General features: G+C 62.5%; 22 protein-coding genes and 2 pseudogenes. 11 read left to right on the top strand and 13 right to left on the bottom strand.

The genetic code is table 11. The features are described from left to right. Nucleotides 1-227: 227 nt before the first annotated feature. A pseudogene (locus AAFM31_RS07200) lies at nt 228-1,025 on the bottom strand (helix-turn-helix transcriptional regulator); the annotation flags it as partial. A 94-nt stretch (nt 1,026-1,119) separates the two neighbouring features. Between AAFM31_RS07200 and AAFM31_RS07205 the strand changes: the two are divergent. Continuing rightward, nucleotides 1,120-2,106 carry a bile acid:sodium symporter family protein gene (locus AAFM31_RS07205; protein WP_341707243.1) on the top strand — a complete coding sequence of 329 codons (987 nt, stop codon included), beginning with the start codon at nt 1,120-1,122 and terminating at the stop codon, nt 2,104-2,106. Between the two features lies 1 nt (nt 2,107). On the opposite strand, the gene AAFM31_RS07210 is transcribed toward AAFM31_RS07205, so the two are convergent. Further along, nucleotides 2,108-2,593 (bottom strand): Lrp/AsnC family transcriptional regulator, encoded by a 486-nt coding sequence (locus AAFM31_RS07210; RefSeq protein ID WP_341707244.1) that lies wholly within the window; start codon nt 2,591-2,593, stop codon nt 2,108-2,110. Nucleotides 2,594-2,736: 143 nt separating this feature from the next. Here AAFM31_RS07210 and AAFM31_RS07215 point away from each other — a divergent pair, with 143 nt between their 5' ends. Both AAFM31_RS07215 and yghU read left to right on the top strand, forming a co-directional pair. After that, nucleotides 2,737-3,348: a LysE family translocator gene (locus AAFM31_RS07215; protein WP_341707245.1), complete on the top strand. Its 612-nt coding sequence runs from the start codon at nt 2,737-2,739 to the stop codon at nt 3,346-3,348. Nucleotides 3,349-3,450: 102 nt separating this feature from the next. Next, a complete protein-coding gene (gene yghU, locus AAFM31_RS07220; RefSeq protein WP_341707246.1) occupies nt 3,451-4,296 on the top strand; it encodes a glutathione-dependent disulfide-bond oxidoreductase in 846 nt (281 codons plus the stop codon). A 51-nt stretch (nt 4,297-4,347) separates the two neighbouring features. Here yghU and AAFM31_RS07225 read toward each other — a convergent pair whose 3' ends face one another. From AAFM31_RS07225 to ccoG, 7 genes are all read right to left on the bottom strand, one after another. Continuing rightward, nucleotides 4,348-6,459 (bottom strand): TonB-dependent copper receptor, encoded by a 2,112-nt coding sequence (locus AAFM31_RS07225; RefSeq protein ID WP_341707247.1) that lies wholly within the window; start codon nt 6,457-6,459, stop codon nt 4,348-4,350. A 106-nt stretch (nt 6,460-6,565) separates the two neighbouring features. Beyond that, complete coding sequence (locus AAFM31_RS07230) at nt 6,566-6,973, bottom strand: DUF2946 domain-containing protein (RefSeq protein ID WP_341707248.1); 408 nt, start codon at nt 6,971-6,973, stop codon at nt 6,566-6,568. A 65-nt stretch (nt 6,974-7,038) separates the two neighbouring features. Further along, nucleotides 7,039-7,185, bottom strand: coding sequence for a hypothetical protein (locus AAFM31_RS07235; protein WP_341707249.1), 147 nt, complete (start codon nt 7,183-7,185; stop codon nt 7,039-7,041). A gap of 18 nt (nt 7,186-7,203) precedes the next feature. Next, entirely contained in the window at nt 7,204-8,634 is a 1,431-nt protein-coding gene (ccoN, locus tag AAFM31_RS07240) for a cytochrome-c oxidase, cbb3-type subunit I (RefSeq protein WP_341707354.1), read from the bottom strand. 127 nt (nt 8,635-8,761) lie between these two features. Further along, on the bottom strand, nt 8,762-9,934 hold the full coding sequence (ubiM, locus tag AAFM31_RS07245; protein ID WP_341707250.1) for a 5-demethoxyubiquinol-8 5-hydroxylase UbiM: 1,173 nt from the start codon (nt 9,932-9,934) through the stop codon (nt 8,762-8,764). Between the two features lie 113 nt (nt 9,935-10,047). After that, on the bottom strand, nt 10,048-11,457 hold the full coding sequence (gene mapR / locus AAFM31_RS07250) for a GntR family transcriptional regulator MpaR (protein ID WP_341707251.1): 1,410 nt from the start codon (nt 11,455-11,457) through the stop codon (nt 10,048-10,050). Nucleotides 11,458-11,520: 63 nt separating this feature from the next. Beyond that, nucleotides 11,521-12,903: a cytochrome c oxidase accessory protein CcoG gene (ccoG, locus tag AAFM31_RS07255; RefSeq protein WP_341707252.1), complete on the bottom strand. Its 1,383-nt coding sequence runs from the start codon at nt 12,901-12,903 to the stop codon at nt 11,521-11,523. Nucleotides 12,904-13,202: 299 nt separating this feature from the next. Between ccoG and AAFM31_RS07260 the strand changes: the two genes are divergently transcribed. The 4 genes and pseudogenes from AAFM31_RS07260 (at nt 13,203) to AAFM31_RS07275 (ending at nt 15,957) form a co-directional block, all read left to right on the top strand. Next, on the top strand, nt 13,203-14,873 hold the full coding sequence (locus tag AAFM31_RS07260) for a nitrite/sulfite reductase (RefSeq protein WP_341707253.1): 1,671 nt from the start codon (nt 13,203-13,205) through the stop codon (nt 14,871-14,873). Next, the gene (locus AAFM31_RS07265; protein ID WP_341707254.1) at nt 14,870-15,388 is read left to right on the top strand and encodes a DUF934 domain-containing protein; all 519 of its coding nucleotides are present in this window, start codon (nt 14,870-14,872) and stop codon (nt 15,386-15,388) included. Before AAFM31_RS07260 ends, AAFM31_RS07265 begins: the two co-directional genes overlap by 4 nt. 14 nt (nt 15,389-15,402) lie before the next feature. Further along, nucleotides 15,403-15,658: pseudogene (locus tag AAFM31_RS07270) on the top strand (LrgB family protein); the annotation flags it as partial. 50 nt (nt 15,659-15,708) lie between these two features. Continuing rightward, nucleotides 15,709-15,957 carry a DUF465 domain-containing protein gene (locus AAFM31_RS07275; RefSeq protein ID WP_341707255.1) on the top strand — a complete coding sequence of 83 codons (249 nt, stop codon included), beginning with the start codon at nt 15,709-15,711 and terminating at the stop codon, nt 15,955-15,957. A gap of 25 nt (nt 15,958-15,982) precedes the next feature. Here the strand turns inward: AAFM31_RS07275 and AAFM31_RS07280 are convergent, their stop codons facing one another. Next, nucleotides 15,983-16,711 carry a pirin family protein gene (locus AAFM31_RS07280; RefSeq protein ID WP_341707256.1) on the bottom strand — a complete coding sequence of 243 codons (729 nt, stop codon included), beginning with the start codon at nt 16,709-16,711 and terminating at the stop codon, nt 15,983-15,985. Between the two features lie 102 nt (nt 16,712-16,813). On the opposite strand from AAFM31_RS07280, the gene AAFM31_RS07285 reads away from it, so the two are divergent. Both AAFM31_RS07285 and AAFM31_RS07290 read left to right on the top strand, forming a co-directional pair. Next, the gene (locus AAFM31_RS07285; protein WP_341707257.1) at nt 16,814-17,713 is read left to right on the top strand and encodes a LysR family transcriptional regulator; all 900 of its coding nucleotides are present in this window, start codon (nt 16,814-16,816) and stop codon (nt 17,711-17,713) included. Nucleotides 17,714-17,874: 161 nt separating this feature from the next. After that, entirely contained in the window at nt 17,875-18,513 is a 639-nt protein-coding gene (locus AAFM31_RS07290) for an isochorismatase family cysteine hydrolase (RefSeq protein WP_341707258.1), read from the top strand. Nucleotides 18,514-18,669: 156 nt separating this feature from the next. Here AAFM31_RS07290 and yegQ read toward each other — a convergent pair whose 3' ends face one another. From yegQ to AAFM31_RS07305, 3 genes are all read right to left on the bottom strand, one after another. After that, the gene (gene yegQ / locus AAFM31_RS07295) at nt 18,670-19,953 is read right to left on the bottom strand and encodes a tRNA 5-hydroxyuridine modification protein YegQ (protein ID WP_341707259.1); all 1,284 of its coding nucleotides are present in this window, start codon (nt 19,951-19,953) and stop codon (nt 18,670-18,672) included. Nucleotides 19,954-20,093: 140 nt separating this feature from the next. Next, nucleotides 20,094-20,507 carry a hypothetical protein gene (locus AAFM31_RS07300; protein ID WP_341707260.1) on the bottom strand — a complete coding sequence of 138 codons (414 nt, stop codon included), beginning with the start codon at nt 20,505-20,507 and terminating at the stop codon, nt 20,094-20,096. Nucleotides 20,508-20,796: 289 nt separating this feature from the next. Further along, nucleotides 20,797-21,426 (bottom strand): TetR/AcrR family transcriptional regulator, encoded by a 630-nt coding sequence (locus AAFM31_RS07305; protein WP_341707261.1) that lies wholly within the window; start codon nt 21,424-21,426, stop codon nt 20,797-20,799. Nucleotides 21,427-21,588: 162 nt separating this feature from the next. Here AAFM31_RS07305 and AAFM31_RS07310 point away from each other — a divergent pair, with 162 nt between their 5' ends. Beyond that, nucleotides 21,589-23,109, top strand: coding sequence for an NAD(P)/FAD-dependent oxidoreductase (locus tag AAFM31_RS07310; RefSeq protein WP_341707262.1), 1,521 nt, complete (start codon nt 21,589-21,591; stop codon nt 23,107-23,109). Beyond that, nucleotides 23,102-24,265: an FAD-binding oxidoreductase gene (locus AAFM31_RS07315; protein ID WP_341707263.1), complete on the top strand. Its 1,164-nt coding sequence runs from the start codon at nt 23,102-23,104 to the stop codon at nt 24,263-24,265. The genes AAFM31_RS07310 and AAFM31_RS07315 overlap by 8 nt, the downstream gene beginning before the upstream one ends. Nucleotides 24,266-24,275: the final 10 nt, after the last annotated feature.

Genomic DNA, 24,275 nt, shown 5'->3' on the forward strand with positions numbered 1-24,275 from the left:
CTGGGGGCAACGTGCGGTCAATTAAATGGGTTCAGCATTCGGTTGATCGCGGCTGGAGCCTTCTGAGCCGTGTACTGGCAGTGTTCCAGAGGTGCCTGCGATTACGATATTCATGCCACTGATAGTCGCCGGTGCTGATCTTCTCCTGAAAGGAAAACGGTTTGCCTTGGCTGCTTGCGATGGCTAAGCAAAGCCCCGAGCCTTACTGGCGGCTGGCGGCTGGCGGCTGGCGGCTGGCGGCTGGCGAACTGGCTGGGCGTCATGCCGATTTGCTTGCGAAACGCCGCAATAAAGGCCGAGGTGGAGTCGTAGCCGCAGGCCAGCGCGATGTCGGTCACCCGCTCGCCGCGTTCGAGCAACGGCAGCGCGCTGAGCAGCCGTAGGCGCTGGCGCCAGGTCCGGAAGCTCAGGCCGGTATCGCGCTGGAACAGGCGGGTGAGGGTTTTCTCGGAACAGGCGAGCTGACGGCTCCAGTCGGTTAGCGTCAATGTCAGTTCGGGGTTGTCGAACAGCGCCTGACAGACCTGCTGCAGGCGTGCGTCATCCGGCCAGGGCAGATACAGCCCGGTGTCGCGGGCGGCGGTCAACTGATCCAGCAGCACCGCGACCAGCCGGCCGTCGGCGCCGCTTTCGTCGTATTCGATGGGAATCTGGCCGAATTGGTTAATCAGCTCGCGGGTCAGCGGGTTGATCTCCAGTACGGCGCAATGACCGGCGCGCCAGGGCATGGCGTCGCGCGCGATATACAGACTGCGCATCTCGGTATCTGGCGAGCTGATTACCGCGTGCGGCAGATCCGGCGGCACCAGAATTGCCCGCTGCGGCGGAGCGAGAAAGCGGCCGCTGTGGGTATGTACCGACAGCACCCCGGAAATAGCGTAGGACAGCTGCGCCCACGGATGGCTGTGCCAGAGCGTGGTGGTGCTGCGGGCAAGCGATTCGCTGCGGGCGTATAGCTGGCGCGGCAGTGCGGGCAGATCGGGAACGGCGCGGTGATTCAGGTACTTCTGTCCGTTTGTCGACATTGTGCTATCCAATCGCGTTAGTCGGTCGAAAGGTCAGACAGTAGACTGCCGCTCCAGGCGTCGCAACATTGATAACGAAAAACGAGATACCAACATGGCACGACCACGCTTTCTTCCCGACAACATGACCCTCTGCCTGATCGCGGTGGTGATTACCGCCAGCCTGTTCCCGGTACACGGGCAGGCGGCTGAAGCCTTTGACTGGCTGACCAACTTGGCCATCGGCCTGCTGTTCTTCATGCACGGCGCCAAGCTGTCGCGTGAGGCGATCATTTCCGGCATGACCCACTGGCGCCTGCACCTGCTGGTGTTCTCCTGCACCTTTATCCTGTTCCCGCTGCTCGGCCTGCTGCTCAAACCGGCATTGGTGCCGCTGGTGGGCGATGAGTTGTATCTGGGCATCCTGTTCCTCTGTGCGCTGCCAGCCACCGTGCAGTCGGCGATTGCCTTTACCTCGATTGCCCGCGGCAACGTGGCGGCGGCGGTTTGCAGCGCGGCGACGTCCAGCCTGCTGGGTATCTTCGTCACACCGTTGCTGGTGCTGCTGCTGATGGGCGCGCAGGCCGGTGATTCCAATACCCTGGATGCCATCGGCAAGATTGTGGTGCAGCTGCTGCTGCCGTTCATTGCCGGTCAGATTGCCCGGCGCTGGATCGGTGATTGGGTCGCGCGTAACAAGGGCTGGTTGAAGAGTGTGGATCAGGGCTCGATCCTGCTGGTGGTGTTTGGCGCGTTCAGTCACGCGGTGGTTGAGGGTATCTGGCAAACCGTGCCGTTGACTGAGCTGCTGGGTCTGGTGGTGGCCTGCTGCCTGCTGCTGGCGCTGGTGCTGGGGCTGACTGCCTGGCTGGGTCGCCGCTTGGGCTTTAACGTCGAAGACCGCATCACCATCATCTTCGCCGGTTCCAAAAAGAGCCTGGCGACCGGTGTGCCGATGGCGCAGGTGCTGTTCGCTGGCGGTGCGCTGGGTACGCTGATCCTGCCGCTGATGCTGTTCCATCAGATTCAGCTGATGGTCTGCGCAGTGCTGGCCGAGCGTTACGGCCGCCGCGCAGAGACCGGTGCAGAAGAAACCGCCTGAGTTATCCCAGACTGCCCTGCGGCAGATGATCCAGCGGTACCGCCGTCTGCGACTTCACGGTCGAGATGGCAAAGTTGCTGCGGATGTCGCTGACCGCAGGGAGTTTGAGCAGGGTGCTGAACAGAAAGTCCTCATAGGACGCCAGATCTGGCAGCACCACCTGCAGCAGAAAGTCCGACTCGCCTGACACCACGTGGCAGGAAACGACCTCCGGCAGATCAATCACCGCGGCGCGAAAGGCGTTGGCCGACTCGTCGTGGTGTCGCTCGACCTTTACCCCGACAAACACCGTCAGCCCAAGGCCCGCTTTGCTGCGATCCAGCTGCGCGTGGTAGCCGCGAATCACGCCTGCCTCTTCCAGCAGGCGCACCCGGCGCAAACACGGTGATGGTGACAGGCCGACTTCTTCGGCCAGTTGCACGTTGCTCAGTTTGGCATTGCGCTGCAGGGCGTCGAGGATGCGTCTGTCTAGGTTGTCCAATTGCATTGGCATATTCTCAATTTATTTGATTATTAACTGGCAGTTTATGCCAATAAATAAAACTTTGACGCACTAACTCGCAATGACCTGTATCGCCACTCGGCCCTACGATAGCTGCTGAGAGATGACTCGGCCGGAGCGCGCCTGAAATGACGGAATTGTGGATGTTTGCTGGTGCCCTGGCGGTGGCGTATCTGGTGCCGGGGCCGGACATGCTGTTGCTATTGCAGACTGCTGCGAGCCATTCGCGCTGGCAGAGCGCTGGCACCATCGCCGGTCTCGCGCTGGCCCGCGCGGCGCACGTGGCGCTGGCCGGGCTGGGTCTGGCTGCGCTGCTGCAGACCGCGCCCTGGGCCTTCAATGCGGTACGTCTGTTCGGCGCGGTCTATCTGATCTGGCTGGGTGTTTCCATCTGGCGAGCGTCGTCACTGGTGCCGGAGGTTGGTGCTGCGCGACGCTCGCCTACCGTGTGGGCCGCATTTTGGCGCGGTCTGTTGACCAACATCAGCAACCCCAAGGCGCTGCTGTTCTGCTCGGTGCTATTGCCGCAGTTCATAGACCCGCATGGCGGCAGTGTGGCGTGGCAGTTCACCCTGTTGGGGATCATTTTGTTGCTCATTGGTGTGTGCTTTGACCTGGCTTACGTCGCCAGCGGCAGGCTGATGGGCGGCTGGCTGCGCGAACGCCCCCGCTTACAGCAGTTGCAGCGTTGGGCTTTTGGTGCGCTGTTGGTGGGCTTTGGCGCACGCTTGGTGTTTTAGTACAGGGAGCGCGAGAATTCGGCATTGACCTGCTGTGCATGGCTCGACATGCTCTGTCGTCTACCCTTTGGTGTCTGGTTTCAGAACACAGGAAGACAACGCATGACTGACAGCAGTTATACCCCCCCCAAGGTCTGGACCTGGGATAGTGAGAACGGCGGCAAGTTCGCCAGCATCAATCGCCCGATCGCCGGGCCGACCCACGAGAAAACGCTGCCGGTCGGCAAGCATCCGTTCCAGCTCTACTCGCTGGCCACGCCCAATGGCGTCAAGGCGACCATCATGTTCGAAGAGCTGCTGGCGCTTGGTCACGCCGATGCCGAGTACGACGCCTGGCTGATTCGCATCAACGAGGGTGATCAGTTCGGCAGCGACTTTGTCGCCATCAATCCCAACTCGAAGATTCCGGCGCTGCTCGATCACAGCACCAACCCGCCGACCCGGGTGTTCGAGTCAGGCTCGATCCTGCTGTATCTGGCAGAGAAGTTCGGCGCGCTGCTGCCGGGTGATCACGCCAAGCGCACCGAGGCGATGAACTGGCTGTTCTGGCAGATGGGCTCGGCGCCGTATCTGGGCGGGGGCTTTGGCCACTTCTATGCCTACGCGCCTGAGAAGTTCGAATATCCGATCAATCGCTTCAGCATGGAAGTTAAACGCCAGCTGGACGTGCTCAACCGCCATCTGGCCGACAATCGCTACATGGCCGGTGACGAGTACAGCATCGCTGATATCGCCATCTATCCGTGGTACGGCCTGCTGGTGGAAGGGCATCTCTACGAAGCGGCCGAGTTCCTCTCGGTGCACGAGTATGAGCACGTGCGCCGCTGGGCGGCGGAGATTGCTGCGCGGCCAGCCGTGCAACGCGGTCGCCGGGTCAATCGGGTGTGGGGCGACGAAGCGCTGCAGGTAGCCGAGCGGCACGACGCCAGCGACATCAGCGACGTCTGATCGGTTGAGCTGAACCCGCCAGACGCATTGCGCGTCCGGCGGGCCCGCTACCTAAAAGTCGAAATCGACCTTGGCCCAAAGCGAGCGCCCCGGCTCGTTGATGGATACCGGGTCGGCGGGGAAGCCGAACGCCGAGTTGCCCGCCAGGTTCAGGTGCTCGGCGTAGGCCTTGTCGAACAGGTTGTCGACGCCGACGCTCAGCTTGACCTGCTCGTTCATGCGCCAAGCGCCGTTGAGCGAGAACACCCCGAATCCGGCGCTGCTGCCGATGTCCTGACCGACCACGTTACCGGCACCTTCATCCACCCGATTCTGCGCGCGGACCAGCCGCCAGAGTGCACCGGCGCTCCAGTCGTTCTGCTCGTAGCTCAGGCCCAGGCGGGCTTCCAGCGGCGGCATCTGGGGCAGCGGCTGGCCGTCGCTGCGGTTCTCACCCCAGGTGTAGGCCAGTGTGGCGTCGGTCTTCCAGTTGCTGGTCAGATCGTAGGCCACGCCCAGCTCGCCACCCGCGATGCGGGCGTCGACGTTGTAGGCCTGACTGCGGCGCATGCCCATCATGGTCGAGTAGCGGAACAGGATGAAGTCGTCGACCTGCCCGGCGTAGGCCGAAGCCCAGGCCTGCAGGCGCGCGTCCTGATACTGGATACCCACGTCCAGCTGGGTGGTCTTCTCCGGCTCGATGCCGTCGAAGGCATTCAGCTCGCCAGTCGGTGCCAGGCTGGGCGAGAACAGCTCCCAGTAGTCGGGGAAGCGCTGGGCGTGGCCGAGGCCGGCGTAGACCGTTGCCGGCAGGGCGGTCAGATCCTGTTCGTAACGGACAAAGCCGCTGGGCAGGGTGTCGCTGCGGCGCTGGCCGGCGGTCGGGTTGGGCGTGGTCATGCCCATCATGTTGCGAATGCCCACCCGGTAGTCCTTGACCGAGGCGCGGTCCAGCCGTGCGCCGCCGATCCAGCGGGTCAGGTCGCTCTGGTGCCAGGTCAGCTCGGAGAACACGCCATAGTTGTGCATGACCGCGTCCTTGGTCCAGGCGAACTCATCGGCGTCTGTATAGCCGGTCATCATGCTGTAACTGGAGGCGCGTGCGCGGTGCTCGCTGCGCTGGGCGTCGACACCGGATACCAGTTCGACCGCGTCCCAGTCGAAGCTCAGCGCCAGCCGTCCGCCGAGGGTGCGGCGATCCACCTGCGAGGCCATCGGCATGGGCATCATGCTGCTCGGGTCGGGGCTGCGCAGACGGAAGTTGTCCATGATGTGGTCGGCGTAGTTGTAGTAGACCTGCGCTTCCAGTTTGCTGATCTGGCCGAGGTTGAGCTTTTCGAAGCGCAGACCGAGGCTTTCGCGGGCGAACTGGGTGCCGTCCATACCGCGACCGGCGTAGCGCGCCTCGCCGTCACCCTTGCCGGCAGTGAACTCCAGCAGGGTGTCGGCTTCCGGGGTCCAGCCAACGGCAATGTCGCCGTTCCACTTGCTCCAGCGCGACGGCACGGTATCGCCGTTGCCGTCTTCGTAGTCATCCGACTGGGCATCGTTGCCGGCAAAGCGCAGGTAGCCGTTCTGGTTGCCGATGGCGGCATCCAGCAGCTTGTCGAAGCGGCCGTTGCTGCCGCCCAGCACGCTGGCGTGCAGGCGTGTGCCCGGCTCCTCGAAGCGCTCGGGCTCACGCTCAAACAGCACGGTGCCGGCCGACGCACCCGGCCCCCAGCGCACGCTCTGCGGGCCTTTGATCACGGTCAGGCGGTCATAGGTTTCCGGGGCGATGTAGGAGCTGGGCGCGTCCATCCGGTTGGGGCAGGCGCCGATCATCTGCCCGCCGTTGGCCAGCAGGTTGATGCGCGAGCCGAACATGCCGCGCAGGACCGGATCGCCGTTGCTGCCGCCGCTGCGGATAGCGGAGAAGCCCGGAATGGTCTTCAGATAGTCGGTGGCGTCGCTGGCCGGTATTGGCTGGCGCGGGTCTTTTGGGTCGGCAACGATGGTCAGCGGTGAGCTTTGCTGGACTGCCGTTACCACCACGGGCGCGAGTTGCAGCACATCATCGCTGCTGTCATGGAGATGATCTTCGTGGCTCTGGGCAGTGGCTCCCAGGCTGGTAAACAGCAGGGCGAAGGCGGTCTGCCAGCGCAGGCTGGTGCTGGTTCGGGTAAAGCGATTGGCATGTTGCATTGTTGTCATCCACACATTGGCCATGGCGACGCAGGCGCCGCCGGGCCGAAATCAGGAAAAGGTGATGTGGAGGTGACGCAACGCACGGCCGATGGCCGCGGAGGGCTCAGACGGCGCGTGGCGCAGCGTCGAGCGAGGAGGGTGACGCGCGGGGATTGATTGAGGGCCAGCTGTAGCGTGGCGGCGGGCGGGCCCATTGGCCGCTCGGCGGGGCGCTGGCGGGACTGGCCGGCAGATAGTCAAGCGACCAGCCGTGCATGGCCAGCGCCGTACCGTGGCCCAGCGATGAGCACAGTGGACAGTTGGCCTGCAGATCGTTCAGCTGGTGTTGCTGATGATCGTCCAGATCAATGCCGAGGCTGTCGCTGCCGAGGTTGCAGAACACCACCCCGGCGCCACTCAGATGCTGGCCACTCATCTGGCCCTGATGGAAACCGCAGGTCAGCAGACCCACCAAGGTGCACAGATAGAGCACCAGGGTGACTGAGAGGCGGTTGTCTTGGGTCAGATTCATGCGCGGAAGTTTAGCACTCCGCGCAATATTCGGCGCCATGTGGCTGGTTGCCGCATGGCTTGGGCTCAGGCGTCGAAGCGATCCGGCTCCTCGGCAAACGGTAGCTGGGCGGCCTGCTCCAGCTCGTCGCCCGGATGGTTTGCCAGACTGGCCTGCACCGCGATGTATAACCCCAGCAGGGTCAGCAGGCCCGAAATTTCAGCAATCAGCATCGGTAGTTCCTCCGAGTATCAATTGGCTGCGGCCAGTTGCGCGGCTGCGGCTTGCTCCGCGTTGGCCTGGCGCACGGTGCGCCAGGTGTTCCAGGCCATGCACAGCATGCCGGTCAGGAAAAATGCGCCACCAATGACGCGGACCACATAGCCGGGGTGGCTGGCCTCGAGTGCTTCGACGAAGCTGTAAGTCGCCGTGCCGTCGACGTTCACCGCCCGCCACATCAGCCCCTGGGTAATGCCGTTAACCCACATCGACACGATGTAGAGCACGGTGCCGATGGTTGCCAGCCAAAAGTGCAGGTTGATCAGGCCGATGCTGTACATCTTTTCCGTGCCGAAGACCTTTGGAATCAGGTGATACAGCGAGCCGAAGGTAATCAGCGCCACCCAGCCCAGGGCACCCGCGTGGACGTGGCCGATGGTCCAGTCAGTATAGTGCGACAGCGCGTTGACGGTTTTGATCGCCATCATCGGGCCTTCAAAGGTGGACATGCCGTAGAAGGCCAGCGCGACGACCAGAAAGCGCAGAATCGGGTCGGTGCGCAGCTGATGCCAGGAGCCGGACAGGGTCATCATGCCGTTGATCATCCCGCCCCAGCTCGGAGCCAGCAGAATCAGCGACATCACCATGCCGAGCGACTGCGCCCAATCAGGCAGCGCGGTGTAGTGCAGATGGTGCGGACCGGCCCAGATGTAGAGACTGATCAGCGCCCAGAAGTGGATGATCGACAGGCGGTAGGAGTACACCGGGCGATTCACCTGCTTGGGCACAAAGTAATACATCATGCCGAGGAAGCCGGTGGTCAGGAAAAAGCCCACCGCGTTGTGCCCGTACCACCACTGCACCATGGCGTCGGTGGCTCCAGCGTAAACCGGGTAGGACTTGAACCAACTGATCGGAATGGCTGCGTGGTTGACGATGTGTAGCACCGCGATCACCAGGATGAACGCACCGAAGAACCAGTTGCCGACGTAGATGTGGCGGCTCTTGCGGCGCATCAGGGTGCCGAAGAACACGATGGCATAGGCGACCCAGACGATCGCCATCAGTACCGCACCGGTAAATTCGATCTCGGCGTATTCCTTGGTGGTGGTCAGACCCTGCGGCAGCGTTACCAGCATGGTCACGATCACCGCTTGCCAGCCCCAGAAGGTGAATGCGGTCAGGCGCGGCGCGATCAGCGGCGTTTGGCAGGTGCGCTGCACGGCGTAGTAACTGGCGGCAAACTGCGCGCTGCCGGCAAAGCCGAAAATCACCAGACTGGTGTGCAGAGGTCGCAGGCGGCCAAAGGAGGTCCACGGCAGGTCTAGGTTCAGCGCCGGCCAGACCAGTTGGGAAGCAACCAGCAGGCCGACGGACATGCCGACCACCCCCCAGACCACGGTCATGATGGTGAACTGGCGCACCACCCGATAGTTGTACATCTGCGCAGCAGTGTTCTGCATCTTCAGGCCCTTCATAGCAGTGAGGCGACGCATGTCGCGATAACGCCTGCACTCTAGGGCTCATTGGCAATACAAAACAGACTCAGAGATTGCTGCAAAAAGCGGATCAGATGGCGCCAGAATGCCCTCAGCTGCCTGCGGTAAGGTGTCGGGCGATGCCGCGCTTGAGCGGTACCAGCTGCTGCGCGGCCCGCAGTGCCGCGCCGCGCAGCAGACGCATCGGCAGATGGTCATTGGTGTAACACTCGACCAGCAGATTGGTGGCCTGATACAGCGGCCAGGTTGCCAGCCGTTGCTGGCGCTCGTAACGGCCGAGCAGCGCGATTGAGCCGATGTCGCGGTTGCGCTGGTGGGCGTCGATCAGCAGGCGGCTGAGTTTCTGCACGCTGCCAAGGCCAAAGTTGAAGCCGTGGGCGGTGACCGGGTGCATGCCGACCGCGGCATCACCGATTAGCGCACTGCGATGGGCGGTCAGGCGGCGGGCGTAGGCACCGACCAGCGGGTAAACGTGGCGCTCGCTGATCAGCTCCATGCTGCCCAGCCGATGATCAAAACGGCTTTCCATCTCGCGGGCAAAGGCCTGTGGAGCAAGCTGCTGCAACTGTTCAATCTCGCGAGGCGGCAGGGTGACCACTACCGAGGACTGCCTGCCGTTGAGCGGCAGCAGGGCCAGGGTCTGACCGTAGCCGAACCATTCCCAGGCAATTTGCTCATGATCGGCGTCATGGTTCATGCGGCAGACCAGCATGCTTTTGCCGAAGTCTTTCATTTGCGCGCCGATGCCGAGCATCCTGCGGGTTTCCGAGAAGCGGCTGTCGGCCGCGATCAGCAGGGCGGTTTCCAGCCGAGTGCCATCGTTCAGCACCAGTTCGACACCGCCGCTGTGCTGGTGCACCTGGCGCAGGCGCGCTTCGCACAGCAGGTGCACGCCACCGGCTGCCTGCAGGCTCTGCCAGGCAGCCTGGCGAATGGCCCGGTTGGCGACCAGATGGCCGAGATGGTCAGAGCCGGCGTGGCGCGCCAGAATCTGCAAGGCAAAGGGGGAGGGGCCGTTCATGACCTTGGCGTCGCGCAGCAGGGCAACGTCCTCGGCGGGCAGCCTGGACCAGATATCCAGTCGCTCCAGCAGTGCCTGTGAGGTGTGGGTCAGGGCAATCTCGCGCCCGTCGAAGGCTGGGTCGGCGAGGCTGGCTTCGCTCTGGCGCTCGATCAGCACGATGTTCAGGCCGGTCTCGACCAGTGCGCGGGCCATGCACAGCCCGCTCGGGCCAGCGCCGATGATGGCAATGTCGCAGTTCATGCGCAGCGTCTCCCTGAGAACAAAGGCCCTCAGTCTGCGCCTGCCTTTGGTGCTGAATATTGCTCTGGGTCAGTGTGTGACGCGGCCAGGCTGCGGCTGGCTGTCGCAGCGCCTCAGAAGGCCGCGAGCAGTCGCCCCAGCGTGGCCATGGCTTGCTCGCTGCGCTCGTCCCAGGGCGTACCGTAGTTCAGCCTGGCACAGTTGCGGTAGTGTCGGTTGGCCGAGAAGATGGGCCCCGGCGCCAGGCTGATGCCCTGCGCCAGCGCGTGCTGGAACAATTGCAGCGAGTCGACCCGCTCGGGAAACTCGAACCACAGAAAGTACCCGCCATTGGGACGGCTGACCCGAGTCTCGCGCGGGAAGTGCCGGGCGGCGGAGGCCAGCATGGCGCGCTGCTGACTCTCCAGCGCGTGGCGCAGCCGGCGCAGGTGACGGTCGTAGCCGCCGTGCTGCAGGTAGTCGGCCAGTGCCGCTTGGGCGGGTACCGACGGCGAAATGGTGGTCATCAGTTTGAGGCGGCTGACCTGCTCGGCAAAGCGCCCAGCCGCAACCCAGCCGACCCGATAACCGGGTGCCAGACACTTGGAAAATGAGCCGCAGTGCATCACCAGTCCGTCGGTATCAAAGCTTTTGACCGGCTTGGGTGGCTTGGCGCTGAAATATAGCTCAGCGTAGACATCATCCTCGATCATCGGCACCTGATGCTGCTTGAGCAGAGCATACAGCTGCTTTTTCTTGGCGTCGCTCATGCTGGCGCCCAGCGGGTTCTGCAGGCTACTCATAAACCAGCAGGCCTTGATCGGGAAGCGCTGCAGGCTGTCGGCCAGACTGTCGAGGTCAATCCCCTCACGCGGATGCACCGGGATCTCGACTGCCTTGAGCTGCAGCCGCTCCAGCACCTGCAGAGTGGCATAGAACGCGGGGCTTTCGATGGCGACCAGATCGCCAGGCTGGGTAACCGACTGCAGGCAGAGATTAAGCGCTTCCATCGCGCCGTTGGTGATCACCAGTTCGTCCATCGGCAGCAGCATGCCGCTGACCATGTAGCGCAGGGCGATCTGGCGGCGCAGGTCCGGGTTGCCGGCGGTCATGTCGGCAATCACCGAGTGCGGTTTCATCTCGCGCACGCTGCTGGACAGGGAGCGTGACAGCCGCGCCAGCGGGAACAGGTCCGGGCTCGGGAAGGCCGAGCCGAAAGCGACCATGTCCGGGTCTTTCAGCGAGCCAAGAACCTCGAATACCAGTTCACTGACATCAACATCGACACTGCTGGAGGCGTAGTGGCTGATGTTCGGCTCATTCAGCTGACGGCGGGCCAGCGCGTGGACGAAATAGCCCGAGCGGGGTCTGGCCTGAATCAGTCCGCGGTCTTCCAGCAGATAGTAGGCCTGGAACACGGTCGACGGACTGACCCCGTAGGTGCGGCTGGCGTGCCGCACCGAGGGGACCTTTTCGCCCGGGGCAATGACCCCGGTGCGGATCAGCTCGGCGATGTCGTCGGCCAGCTTTTCGTAGCGTTTCATCCCGTTCTGCGACTCTGAAGGTGGAGTCCGCCACTGTAGGCCATCACGCGCGCGCATGCGATATCAGCGCACGGCCGGAGAGAGGAAGGTGCTCTCGTCGCTGACCCGGCTGGTCGGATCGTTCAGATCCTGCACGACAAACTGCAACGGCTCGCTGCCAGCGGCTGCGGCTGCATCGCGGCGACTGACCCGCACGGCGACAATACCGGTCTCGCCCGCAGCGACCTGCAGGTTACCGAGGCCTTGGGTGTTGAAGCGCTCGGCATCCGCCAGGCTCAAACTGTACTCGCGGCTCTGCTGGGTCTTGTTCAGTACTTTGAGGGTGTAGATGTTCTCGATGTCGCCACTGCTGTTGGCGCGGAATACGCTGCGGTCGCGGCTGATGTCCAGATCAATCAGCGGGCGTTCCTGCAGGCCCCACACCAGGCCGCCGATCATCAGCAGCAGGGCGATCGCGTAGCCGACCAGACGCGGGCGCAGCCAGTGTGTTTTACCGCCAGCCAGCTCGCGCTCGGAGGTGTAGCGAATCAGCCCACGGGCATAGCCCATCTGATCCATGACGCCGTTACAGGCATCGATGCAGGCGCCGCAGCTGACGCAGTCGATTTGCAGGCCGTCGCGGATGTCGATACCGGTCGGGCAGACCTGCACGCAGACGGTGCAATCGATGCAGTCGCCCAGACCGCTGGCTGCCGGGTCAGTGTTCTTCTTGCGTGGGCCGCGTGCTTCACCGCGCGCCGCGTCATAGGTGACCAGTTGGGTGTCGGCATCAAACATCGCGCTCTGGAAACGTGAGTACGGACACATGTGCACGCATACCTTCTCGCGCAGCCAGCCGGCGTTGAAGTAGGTGGCGGCGGTGAAACACAGCAGCCAGAACGCGGTGGCGGCCCCCACCTGCCAGCTCAGCAGATCGCTGACCAGATCACGCACCGGGGTGAAGTAGCCAATGAAACCGATGGCGGTCGCGAGGCTGATTGCCAGCCACAGGCCGTGTTTGGCGCCGCGGCGCAGCACTTTGTTCAGAGACCAGGGCGCGGCGTCGAGGCGGATGCGCTGGTGGCGCTCGCCTTCGGTGACTTTTTCCACCCACATGAAGATCCAGGTCCAGACGCTCTGCGGGCAGCTGTAACCGCACCAGACCCGGCCGGCGACCACGGTGATAAAGAACAGGCCAAAGGCGGCAATCATCAGAATCGCCGAGAGCAGGATGAAATCCTGCGGCCAGAAGGTCGCGCCGAAGATGTGGAACTGCTTGCTGTGCAGATCCCAGAGCACCGCCTGCTGGCCGTTCCAGTCGATCCAGGCGGTACCGAAGAACAGCAGCATCAGCGCGCCTGCGCCAAGCAGCCGCAGGTTACGGTACAGGCCCTTGAAGCTGCGGGTGTGAATCGGGCCACCCTGCTGGGCGGGTGTCAGGTCTTTGAGGGGGATATGGCTGGTCATGGCATCACGGCTCTCGGATTTTCAGGCTGGAGGCGATGATGCAGGCATAACTGCTTCGGTAACAGATTCAGATTGGACGCAAAAAGCCATATCAGATAGAGCGATTACGGCCGTCTGAACGGCGTTAAAACAAGGCTGGTGGCGGCAAGAAGGGGGCCTTTTTCAGGTATCTGATCCGGTTTTTTAAACAGGATCTGAGGCTGGTATGGCTCCAGCTGTCTGCGCATAGTGGCCGCCTTATTCGTCCTATGCGGGAGGCCTGCTGGTTAGCGGGAACTGCCGCCTGCCGAGAGGTGAGCATGTACCACTACGATGACTACGACCGCGCGCTGGTCGCCGAACGCGTCGCCCAGTTTCGTGATCAGATCAGTCGGCGCCTGAGCGGCGAACTGAGCGAGGAGGAGTTTTTGCCGCTGCGCCTGCAGAATGGCCTGTACCTGCAGCGCCATGCCTACATGTTGCGGGTGGCGATTCCCTACGGCACGTTGTCGGCCGATCAGCTGCGCGCGCTGGCGAGTGTCGCCCGCGATTTCGACCGTGGCTACGGCCACTTCACCACGCGTCAGAACATTCAGTTCAACTGGATCGAGCTGGAGCAGGTAGGCGACATTCTGGCTCGGCTCGCGGCAGTCGACATGCACGCGATTCAGACCTCCGGCAACTGCGTGCGCAACATCAGTACCGATGCCTTTGCTGGTGTGGCCGCCGATGAGGTGCTCGATCCGCGGCCGCTGGCCGAGATCCTGCGCCAGTGGTCGACGGTCAATCCCGAGTTTCTCTACCTGCCACGCAAGTTCAAGATCGCCCTGTGCTCGGCCAGCGAAGACCGCGCGGCGGTGATGATGCATGACATCGGGCTTTACCTGTACCGGGGTGCGGCGGGGGAAATGCTGTTCGACGTCATGGTCGGTGGCGGTCTGGGGCGCACGCCGATTCTGTCGCAACCGATTCGCCGGGCGCTGCCCTGGCAGCATTTGCTGTCCTACGTCGAGGCCGTGTTGCGGGTCTACAACCGTCATGGTCGGCGGGACAACAAGTACAAGGCGCGCATCAAGATTCTGGTCAAGGCGCTGGGTATTGAGGCGTTTGCCCGCGAGGTCGAGTCTGAGTGGGAGCACATCAAGGATGGGCCCGCCGAGCTGACTCTGGACGAATACGAGCGTGTCGCTGCCAGCTTCCTGCCCCCTGCCTACTCGCCGCAACTGGCGGTGGATCTGGAGTTTGGCAGTGCGCTGGCGCGTGATGCCGAGTTTGCCCGCTGGGTGCAGCGCAACGCCCATGCGCACAAGCAGCAGGGCTACGTGTCGGTCACGCTGTCGACCAAACCGGGTGCCGACATGCCGCCCGGCGACGTGACCGCCGAGCAGATGGAGCAGGTAGCGCTGATGGCCGAGCGGTTCGGCTTCGGCGAGATTCGCGTCGCCCACGAACAGAATCTGGTGCTGCCGGATGTCGCCAAGGCAGATCTTTACGCGTTGTGGCAGCAGGCCTGTGAGTTCGGTCTGGCCACACCCAACATTGGCCTGCTGACCGACGTGATTGCCTGCCCCGGTGGCGATTACTGCTCGCTGGCCAATGCCAAGTCCATTCCGGTGGCGCAGGCCATTCAACAGCGCTTTGCCGACCCCGAGCTGCTGCAGGATCTGGGCGAAATCAGCCTGAATATCTCCGGTTGCATGAACGCCTGCGGCCACCACCACATCGGTAACATCGGCATCCTCGGCGTCGACAAGAACGGCAGCGAGTGGTACCAGCTCACCATCGGCGGGGCGCAGGGCAAGCGCAGCGCACTGGGCAAGGTGATCGGCCCTGCCTTCAGTGCGGAGGACGTCCCTGATGTGATTGCCCAGCTGGTCGAGGTGTATCGCGAGCAGCGGGTTGGTATCGAGCGCTTTGTCGATACCGTCGAGCGTATTGGACTCGCCCCGTTCAAGGCGCGGGTATATCCGGCGCAGGAGGTCCGCGCATGAACAATTTGATTCGACTGACCGAACATGGGCCTGAGCTGGTGAGCGCGGATCCCTGGACCCTGGCGCTGAGCGAGGATTCGGCCTCCGATGGTCCCCGCATCCTCAGCCTTGAGGCGTGGCTGCAGCGACAGCCTGAGGCGGTGCTCAGCGGCCTGGGGCCCAGCGCCGACGGAGTTTGTCTGCAACCTGATGACGAGGCCGAGCAGCTGCAGCCCTATCTCGCGGTACTGCCGTTGATTGCGGTGCTGTTCCCCAGTTTTCGCGATGGCCGCGGCTACAGCCAGGCGTATCTTTTGCGCACGCGCATCGGCTGGACTGGCGAGCTGCGTGCGGTTGGCGATGTGCTGCGCGATCAGCTCAGCCACATGCGCCAGTGCGGCTTTGATGCTTTTGCCGTGCGCGAGGACAAGTCGGCCGAGGATGCACTGAAGGGGCTGAACGGCATGAGCGTGCTCTATGGGCGTTCGGCGATCGAGCCTCGGCCGCTGTTTCGTCGGCGGGCCAGCGAGTGCTGAAGGGGCTGCTCCTGCGAGTGGTGATGCTGACCGGTGTGCTGGGTACCGTGATGCTGCCGCCGCTGCTGAGGCTTACCGGGGTAGTTCAACCCGCGGCGCGAGGCATGGCCTACGGCATGAATGCCTATGCGGTGGGCACGGCGCGGGCGCTGGAATAAGGGGATGAATGTGCCGCCTTTGCGGCGCTGGCGATGGGCATTGGGCGTGCTGACGGCCCTGTTGCTGCCCGCCGCCGTGCTTGGCTGGCGCTGGTTGGGCGCATTGGTCTGAATCGTCTAGGCTCACAGGAGTGTCCTGATCAATCCACGGAGGCGTAGGCGATGGGAATTGCGAACCATGAGCTGCACGGGGAGTTTCCGCAGTACAGCGATCTGATCGATCAACTGGCCGAGGCCGATACCCACTTCAAACAGCTGCTGCAGGAATACGCCAGCCTGGATCGGGAAATCATGCGGCTGGAAAAGCGCGAGTCCCCGGTGGAGGACACCACCTTTCATCAAATGAAAAAGCAGCGCGCCCACCTCAAGGATCAGCTCTACAGCGTATTGTTGAAGGCCGCGCAGGGCTGACACTGCTGTGGCTTCGCCGGGTGCATCAGGTGCCCGGCAATTCTTCTGGCCGGAGGTCGAATACCAGCACCTCGGCGTCATTGCCCTGATCGATATCCAACTGCTGAACGCCGCGGAGCGCGAGCCCATCGCCTGCTTCCAGCAGCTGCCCATTGATTCTTAGCTGCCCACGCGCCAGATGCACGTAGGCGTAGCGCTCGGCTGGCAGCTCCAGGCGGGCCTGCTCACCTCCGTCAAACAGGCCTGCGTAGACCCGGGTGTTCTGCTGGATCTGCAGACTACCGTTGGCGCCATCCGGACTCAGAATCAGACGCAGCGTGCCGCGCTTTTCTGCCTCACTGACGTTGCGCTGCTGGTAGCGCGGCGCCAGGCCGGTGCGCGCAGGCACGATCCAGATTTGCAGGAAGTGCACAGGGTCCCGCTTGCTGGCGTTGTATTCGCTGTGGGCTATGCCGGTGCCGGCACTCATCAGTTGCACGTCGCCCGGTCGGATCACCGAGCCGTTGTGCATGGTGTCTTGGTGTTCCAGCGCGCCGCCCAGCACGTAGGAAAAGATTTCCATGTCGCGGTGCGGGTGAGTGCCAAACCCAGCCCCCGGAGCGACCCGGTCATCGTTGATCACGCGCAGGTCGGAGAAGCCCATGTGGCGGGGATCGTAGTACGACGCGAAGGAAAAACTATGGCGCGAGCTGAGCCAGCCGTGTTCGGCAACGCCACGTTCGTTGGCGCGGCGCAGGGTGGTTTGCGATTTCATGATCTGCCCTCCATTACAGGGGTTTGATGGCGAGATCATACTGTCCATAATTGACCCGAATAAGCGGTTCAGTTGTGTTTGACTGTCAATCAGGGGTGGACAATGAGTCAGCTGGAAGACATGCAGATGTTTGCCTGTGTGATGGAGCAGGGCAGCTTTACCGCTGCGGCCGAGCGGTTGGGGCTGTCGAAGCAACTGGTCAGTCGGCGTGTGGCTGCACTGGAGGATCGGCTCGGCGTGCGCCTGCTTAATCGCTCGACCCGTAAACTCAGTGCAACGGCGCTCGGCCAGGCGTATCTGGAGCGGGTGCAGCGCATTCTGCAAGAGGTGGCCGAGGCCGAGCAGTTGGTTGGCACGTTGCGCAGCACCCCGCGCGGCGCGCTGCGACTCAGTGCGCCGGTATCGTTCGGCATTCAGCACTTGAGTCCTTTGCTGCCCGGCTTTCTGCTGCGCTACCCGGAAGTGGTTGTCGAGCTGGACCTGAGTGATCGTACGGTCGACCTGCTGGCCGACGGCTTCGACATGGCGGTGCGGATTGGCGAACTAGCCGACTCCAGCCTGATCGCCAGCCCGCTGATGCAGCTGGACATGGTGACCTGCGCCAGCCCGACCTATCTGGCAGCCCGCGGCGCGCCCCAGACGCCAGCCGAGTTGGCTGGTCATGACTGCGTGCTGTACGGTCACAGCGCAGCGGTGGAGTGGCCGTTCAGGGTAGGCGGTCGGCAGCAGCGCGTCGCGGTGAAGGGGCGCTACCGGGTCAACAACGGCGAACTGGTGCGTGATGCCGCCATTGCCGGGCTGGGCATTGCCCGGCTGCCGACCTTCATCGTCGAAGACGCGCTGGCCCGCGGTCAGCTGGTCGCCGTACTGGAAGCGTTCCAGCTGCCGAGCAACACCGCTTGGGCGGTCTACCCGCAGCACCGGCAGGCTTCTCTGCTGGTGCGCCTGTTGATTGATCATCTGCGCGAAGCGTTGTCCGCCGACGGTGCCGCTGGCGGCTGATGCGCTGCAGCAGTGCAGCTTTTGGGCGCTGACGTAATAGCCTTAGAGCGCTACAGGTGCCGTCTGCCGTGGCCTGTAGGCGAGCAGGTACTAGAGCAGACCAAACGGTACAAACCTTGCTGTGATCGAGGCTCGTCCACCTTGGTTACAGGAGCACCGCAATGAGCAAACCTCTGGTCCGCTGGGACCTAAACCCTCGCCGCACTGCGGTCATCGTCGTCGACATGCAGAAGGTGTTCTGCGAACAGGACGGTGCACTCTACGTGCCGAACACCGCGAAGATCATCCAACCGATTCAGGCGCTGGTTGATGCCGCCCGTAGCGTTGACGTGCCGGTGATTTACCTGCGCCACATCGTGCGCGGCGACGGCAGCGACACCGGCCGCATGCGTGATCTTTACCCCAACGTGGACGAGATTCTGGCCCGCAGCGAGCAGAATGTGGAGGTGCTTGATGCGCTGGCGCCGCAGCCGGGTGACGTGATCATCGACAAGCTGTTCTACAGCGGCTTCCACGGTACTGATCTGGATACCGTGCTGCGCGCCCGCGATGTGGACACCATCATTATCTGCGGCACGGTGACCAATGTCTGCTGCGAGACCACCATCCGCGATGGCGTACACCGCGAGTACAAGGTGATCGCCCTGAGCGACGCCAACGCGGCGATGGATTACCCGGACCTGGGCCTTGGCGCGATCAGCGCCGAGGAGATTCAGCGCATCTCGCTCAGCACCATTGCCTATGAGTTTGGTGAGGTGACTAGCACCCCGGATGTGATTGCGCGGCTGACGGCCGTTTAACAGACCATTGAAAAACTACCTGCGTTGCCATCGCAGTGTTAAAAACACGCTCGGGCGCGAGTCCGATCAAAATGCTCATTTACAACACGTAAACTGCGCTTTTTCGCCTGTTTTTGTCTTGCGCTGGCTGTCTCGGCTACGTTTTTCAACGGTCTGTCAAGCCGGTAGCCAGCGCATCAGCAGCGCGAAACTCAGATCGGCCAGCGGCGGGCGCGGAATGCGCACGCTGTGACCATTGCCGGGCGCGACCTCGATGGCGTTGCCATTGCGGTCCTGCAGGGCTTCGAGCACAAAGCTGTGGTTGCCCTGCGGGGTCATCAGTTCCAGCTGATCGCCAATGGCAAAGCGGTTCTTCACGTCGATCTCCAGCCAGTCGCTGCCTTCCCCGGTCAGCTCACCAACGAACTGGTGACGGCTCATGCGTGAGGCACCCTGCTCGTAGTTCTGGTACACGCCCGGTGGATGACGGCGGTAGAAGCCTTCTGTGTAGCCACGGTTGGCGAGGCTCTCCAGATCGTCCATTAAGCCGATGTTGAACGGGCGACCGGCCACCGCGTCGTCGATGGCCTGGCGGTAAACCTGCACCGTGCGGGCAACGTAGAAGTGCGACTTGGTGCGGCCTTCGATCTTCAGGGAATCGACACCCATTTGCACAAAGCGCTCGACGTGCTGCACTGCGCGCAGGTCTTTGGAATTCATGATGTAGGTGCCGTGCTCATCTTCTTCGATGGCCATCGGCTCATCCGGCTTGTCGTGCTGGGTGATGATCTGCACCGGCTGTGCGACTGGCTCGATATTGCCTTCGGCAGTTTCGACCGCGGGTTTTACGTCGTACTGCCAGCGGCAGGCATTGGTGCACGCACCCTGGTTGGCGTCGCGGTGGTTGAAATAGCCGGACAGCAGGCAGCGGCCTGAATAGGCGATGCACAGTGCGCCGTGCACAAACACTTCAAGGCCCACGTCCGGGCAGCGCTGACGGATTTCCTCGATTTCTTCCAGCGACAGCTCGCGCGACAGAATGATGCGTTCGAGCCCCAGCTGCTGCCAGAACTTCACCGTCGCCCAATTGACCGCGTTGGCCTGTACCGACAGGTGCACCGGCAGCTCGGGCCAACGCTCGCGTATCAGCATGATCAGCCCCGGGTCCGACATGATCAGCGCATCTGGCCCCATGGCGACCACCGGCTCAAGGTCGCGCAGATAGGTGGCGACCTTGCTGTTGTGCGCCGCGATATTACTGGCCAGGTAGAACCGCTTGCCGAGTGCGTGTGCTTCCCTGATGCCCTCGGCCATGACCTCCGGGTTGTGGAAGTCGTTCTCGCGCACGCGCAGACTGTAGCGCGGCTGCCCGGCGTACACCGCGTCGGCGCCATAGGCGAAGGCGTAGCGCATGGCCTTGAGGGTACCGGCCGGGGCCAGCAGTTCGGGAGCGTTAGGCATGATCAAGTACCGCATGGTCGACAGAAAGTCGGCGAGCTTAGCGGAGTCCCGGAGTGCAGTTATTGATCAGGATCAGTTGCTTTAGGCGGAGAGGTGAGGTCAGGGTACGCAGAGGCCGTTGTTGCGGCCTCTGCTTGGCTTTAGCCGGGTTGCTGCTGCGGCGGCGGCTCGAGGGGCTCGTCCGGGCTGGTATTGCGACGATTGTTAGACTTGTTATCTGCGTCAGACCAGCCTGCGCCAACGCCAAAGTCGAAACCGCCGTCGCCCAGGTTGTAGCCCAGATTGGCGTCGCCGTAATAGCCCTTGCCTAGATAGCCAACGCCAATGTTCGGCCGCAGACCGCTGCTGGAGAATACGTAATCGAGCCCCACAGCACCCACTACCGTATTGGCATCGTCATCCGAGAAGGCTTTGATGCCGACTGCCGGACCTTGCCCGAAGATGTAGCTGATGCCAACGCCGAAGCCAATGTCGCTGGCGCTGGCTGTGAGAGGCAGGGAGCCGAGAGTTGTTGCAAGAGCAGCGGCGCTGATCGTCGTCCGTAGGTATTTCATGCGTTCCTCCTTGGTTTTGCCCAACCAGTCTCATGGTTATAGATGGGGATGGCAAGTATTTGGCGATTTTTTGTCCTGGTTTGTGTTTTGCCTTTTTCATGACGCATTGCGCTGTTGGTTGCTAATGGCGCGATGGTTGACCCTGCCGCGTCGTTTCAATGGGTGTGTTTTTTGGACGCCGCTGCCCGGTGTAACGGCGCGCCGCCAAGGGGCTGAGAGGAGGGCGCAGTGCCTGGCAGTGCCAGTGCACAGCGAAGCAAGTAGTCGTTGAGCTTGGAGGCGGGGTTGCCTACTTGAGTGAGGGGCTACAACTGGCAGCCAGTGCTGCAAGGCCCTCCAGCGTGCGATCGACAAAGCGTTCGTCACTACTCTCAGCGGCGCCGGGCAGCAACCCGTGAATAACCAGCGAGGTCAGCCCGTGGGTGTATGACCAAGCAGCGACCGAGGCCTTGCGCACGTCGGAGCTGTCGAGTTCCTGTCCGAGCGTATCGGCCACCATGCGCTTGAGCTCACCAAAGGCGGCCAGCCGCTCGCGTTGCAGTGCCGGAATCATGGTCTCCTCGGTGAACTCAGGGCCAAACATCAATTGGTAGAGCGCCGGGTTACTGCGGGCAAAATGCAGATAGGCGAGGCTGCCAGCGCGCAGCTTATCCAACCCGGAACCGTTGCTGTAGGCCTGCTGCAGTGCGCGCGCCAGTTCTGAAAAACCTTGTGCCGCGAGCTGGCCGACCAGTTCGTTGCGGTTCTGAAAATGGTGATAGGCCGCTGTGGCGCTGACGCCCACTCGCTCGGATACCGCGCGCAATGACAGTTTGGTCGGCCCCACCTCCTCAAGCAGCGTACGTGCCGCTGCCAGCAGTTGCGGAGCTAAATTGCCGACGTGGTAGGTATCGCGTGCGCGTTTTGCGGGCTTTGCCATGTTTGTGGACGGCCAGTTGGGATAAGGCCCGAAATCTTAGCATGGGAAAATATCTTGACGTTGTTAAGATTAGCTCGTAATTTGTGCGCTCGGACCTGGTGCTGCATGCCTCGGTCCATTTTTTATGAGTTTATCTTAACGCTGATAAGTTTGAGGTGACAGATGACCCATTACGACGCCGTGGTGATTGGCGCAGGCAATGCGGGCTTGACTGCGGCGACGGCATTGCAGCGCGGCGGCGCACGCACTTTGCTGGTTGAGCGGCACAACATTCCCGGCGGCTGCGCGACTTCGTTCGTGCGTGGCGATTTCGAGTTTGAAGTGGCGTTGCACCAGCTGAGCGGGCTGGGCACCGAGGAGAAGCCGTTTGTTATGCGCAAGCTGTTTGCGCAGCTGGGCGTGCTGGACAAGGTGGAGTTTGTGCAGGAGCACGCTCTTTACCGGCTGGTGGTCCCCGGTGAGATCGATGTGTCACTGCCGGCCAGTTGGTCAGGTCTGCGCCGCACCTTGCTGGAGATGTTTCCGGAGGAGGCCGACGCTATTGATCGTTTCCTCCAGGTTTGCGAACAGCTGACCATGGAAACCTTCATGGCCTTGCCCCAGGCGCGCAGGAACGGCAGCGACGTCACCCTGCAGAAGACCTGCCCGCACTTCGTGCGCTATGGCTTTCGGTCTGCGCAGGATGTGCTGGACGAGTTTTTCGTGTCCGAGCGGCTGAAAAGCGTTCTGGCAACCTACTGGCTATACCTTGGCGTGCCGCCAAGCATGCTGCCGTTTCCTGACCTGGCGACCATGTTGTACGCCTATGCGGCCTTCAAGCCCTGGCATATCAAGGGCGGCTCGCAGGCGATGTCCAATGCATTGGTTGAGTCGTTCCTTGAGGCGGGTGGTGAGGTGCGCTTCAACTGTGGAGTCGAACAGATTCTTACCCGCGACGGGCAGGTCAGCGGCGTGCGTCTGGAAGGTGGCGAGGAGGTTGGCTGTGCGGCGGTGGTCTCGAACGCCAGTCCGCTGATTACCTTCAATGAGCTGCTCGACCTTGAGCAGCCGCCACTGGCGATTCAGCAGGACTTCAAGTCGCGGCGGATGGGGACTTCGGCCTTCGTTATCTATCTCGGGCTGGACTGCACGCCGGAAGAGCTGGGTATCAGCGAGGCCTCCAGCTTTATCTACGAAAGCCTCGACGAGGAGCAGATCTATCAGCGCATGGGCACGCTGGATGCGCCGGTTGGCGGCATGCTGACCTGTTACAACTTCGAGGATCGTGACTTCGCGCCGCCGGGCAAGAGCCAGGTGGTGCTGGTGTGTCTGCAATACGCGGAACCCTGGCAGTCGGTTACCCCTGCGGACTACGCCCAGACCAAATACGCCTTTGCTGAAAAGTTGATTGCGCTGGTTGAACGGGTTTTCCCGGGGTTGCGCGCGCACATCGAAGAGATGGAAGTGGCAACGCCGCTGACCATGATGCGCTACCTCAATACCCCCGGCGGGGCCATTTACGGATTCCAGCAAAGCGCGGAAGACTCGGCGCTGCTGCGTGATCGACTGGATGGTGTGCCCGGCCTCTATATGGCGGGTTCGTGGACATCAATGGGCGGTTTCCAGCCGACTTACATGGCCGGTGAATCGACCGCCAGAGCAGTGTTGAAGCAGTTGAAAGAACAGGAGAGCGCGTATGTCTGAGCAGAACATACTGGATCTGGTGGCCGGTTACACGGAGGTGCGGGCTCGTAAGGAAGAACGCGAGCGCACGGGCAGTGATTTTCAGGAGCAGCGCGGCGCTGTTGCGGCTACCGTGGTGCAGCTGCACCCAAAGCGCCTTGCGCTGGAAGTGGTCGAGATCATTGACGAAACGCCCAGCACCCGCACTCTGCGTGTGCGCGCAGCTGACGGGCGTGATCTGCCGCCTTTTCAGGCCGGTCAATACGTCAACGTCTTTACCGACATTGATGGTGTCAGCACGGCAAGACCGTACGCCATGTCCTCTTCACCGGCTCGTCGCGATCATTACGACCTGACCGTCAAGCGCGCCCCCGGCGGTTTTGTTTCGCCCTACCTGATTGATCGGGTTGAGGTCGGTCAGATACTGCAGAGCTCTGGGCCGATGGGCACCTTTCACCATAACCCGGTCTTCCATGGCGACGATCTGGTGTTTCTGGCGGGAGGCTCGGGCGGTGCACCTGCGCGGGCGATTTTGCTCGACATCCTCGACCGTGGCATGCCGATTCGCTTCCATCTGATCTACGTGAATAGCCACACCGATGATGTGATCTTCGCCGATGAGTTTCGCGAACTGGCGCGGCGTCACGCCAATTTCACTCTTAGCGAGGTGATCACTCGCCCGGCAGCGGATTATCAGGGGCTCACTGGGCGGCCGAGCGCTGCCATGCTGGCGCCGTTGCTGGGGGAGCTGGCGGACAAGATGTTCTACATATGCGGCCCGACGCCGTTCAACGAAAGCTGTGTCTCGCTGCTTGCGGAACTGGGTGTCAAGCGTCGTCGCATCCGGGTGGAAGCCAACGGCGCCCCCAAGTCGCCCGATACGCTGCCGGACTGGCCGCAGGGTGTCAGCATGGATGACGAGGTAACCGTTACGGTGCGGGGCCGCGGCAGTTATCGCGCGCGGGGCGGCGAACCCCTGCTGAACAGCCTGGAGCGCAACGGTTTTGGTGCAGAGAACGCCTGCCGCTCCGGCGAGTGCAGCCTGTGCCGGATCAAGCTGGTGTCTGGCAGGGTGTTCAACCCGCCGGAAGCGCATTTGCGTAAATCTGACCGTGATTTTGGCTGGATCTACAGCTGTGTAGCTTTCCCGCTGGGTGACATCGAGATTCAGCTCTGACGCAACGGAT

It is taken from the genome of Halopseudomonas sp. (genome assembly GCF_038130085.1).
Classification (GTDB): Bacteria; Pseudomonadota; Gammaproteobacteria; order Pseudomonadales; family Pseudomonadaceae; genus Halopseudomonas.

Bases quoted from the DNA above. Each gene is read 5' to 3' on its own strand.
- AAFM31_RS07205 (WP_341707243.1), top strand. From the start codon at position 1,120: ATGGCACGACCACGCTTTCTTCCCGACAACATGACCCTCTGCCTGATC.
- AAFM31_RS07210 (WP_341707244.1), bottom strand. From the start codon at position 2,593: ATGCAATTGGACAACCTAGACAGACGCATCCTCGACGCCCTGCAGCGC.
- AAFM31_RS07215 (WP_341707245.1), top strand. From the start codon at position 2,737: ATGACGGAATTGTGGATGTTTGCTGGTGCCCTGGCGGTGGCGTATCTG.
- yghU (WP_341707246.1), top strand. From the start codon at position 3,451: ATGACTGACAGCAGTTATACCCCCCCCAAGGTCTGGACCTGGGATAGT.
- AAFM31_RS07225 (WP_341707247.1), bottom strand. From the start codon at position 6,459: ATGCAACATGCCAATCGCTTTACCCGAACCAGCACCAGCCTGCGCTGG.
- AAFM31_RS07230 (WP_341707248.1), bottom strand. From the start codon at position 6,973: ATGAATCTGACCCAAGACAACCGCCTCTCAGTCACCCTGGTGCTCTAT.
- AAFM31_RS07235 (WP_341707249.1), bottom strand. From the start codon at position 7,185: ATGCTGATTGCTGAAATTTCGGGCCTGCTGACCCTGCTGGGGTTATAC.
- ccoN (WP_341707354.1), bottom strand. From the start codon at position 8,634: ATGCAGAACACTGCTGCGCAGATGTACAACTATCGGGTGGTGCGCCAG.
- ubiM (WP_341707250.1), bottom strand. From the start codon at position 9,934: ATGAACTGCGACATTGCCATCATCGGCGCTGGCCCGAGCGGGCTGTGC.
- mapR (WP_341707251.1), bottom strand. From the start codon at position 11,457: ATGAAACGCTACGAAAAGCTGGCCGACGACATCGCCGAGCTGATCCGC.
- ccoG (WP_341707252.1), bottom strand. From the start codon at position 12,903: ATGACCAGCCATATCCCCCTCAAAGACCTGACACCCGCCCAGCAGGGT.
- AAFM31_RS07260 (WP_341707253.1), top strand. From the start codon at position 13,203: ATGTACCACTACGATGACTACGACCGCGCGCTGGTCGCCGAACGCGTC.
- AAFM31_RS07265 (WP_341707254.1), top strand. From the start codon at position 14,870: ATGAACAATTTGATTCGACTGACCGAACATGGGCCTGAGCTGGTGAGC.
- AAFM31_RS07275 (WP_341707255.1), top strand. From the start codon at position 15,709: ATGGGAATTGCGAACCATGAGCTGCACGGGGAGTTTCCGCAGTACAGC.
- AAFM31_RS07280 (WP_341707256.1), bottom strand. From the start codon at position 16,711: ATGAAATCGCAAACCACCCTGCGCCGCGCCAACGAACGTGGCGTTGCC.
- AAFM31_RS07285 (WP_341707257.1), top strand. From the start codon at position 16,814: ATGAGTCAGCTGGAAGACATGCAGATGTTTGCCTGTGTGATGGAGCAG.
- AAFM31_RS07290 (WP_341707258.1), top strand. From the start codon at position 17,875: ATGAGCAAACCTCTGGTCCGCTGGGACCTAAACCCTCGCCGCACTGCG.
- yegQ (WP_341707259.1), bottom strand. From the start codon at position 19,953: ATGCCTAACGCTCCCGAACTGCTGGCCCCGGCCGGTACCCTCAAGGCC.
- AAFM31_RS07300 (WP_341707260.1), bottom strand. From the start codon at position 20,507: ATGAAATACCTACGGACGACGATCAGCGCCGCTGCTCTTGCAACAACT.
- AAFM31_RS07305 (WP_341707261.1), bottom strand. From the start codon at position 21,426: ATGGCAAAGCCCGCAAAACGCGCACGCGATACCTACCACGTCGGCAAT.
- AAFM31_RS07310 (WP_341707262.1), top strand. From the start codon at position 21,589: ATGACCCATTACGACGCCGTGGTGATTGGCGCAGGCAATGCGGGCTTG.
- AAFM31_RS07315 (WP_341707263.1), top strand. From the start codon at position 23,102: ATGTCTGAGCAGAACATACTGGATCTGGTGGCCGGTTACACGGAGGTG.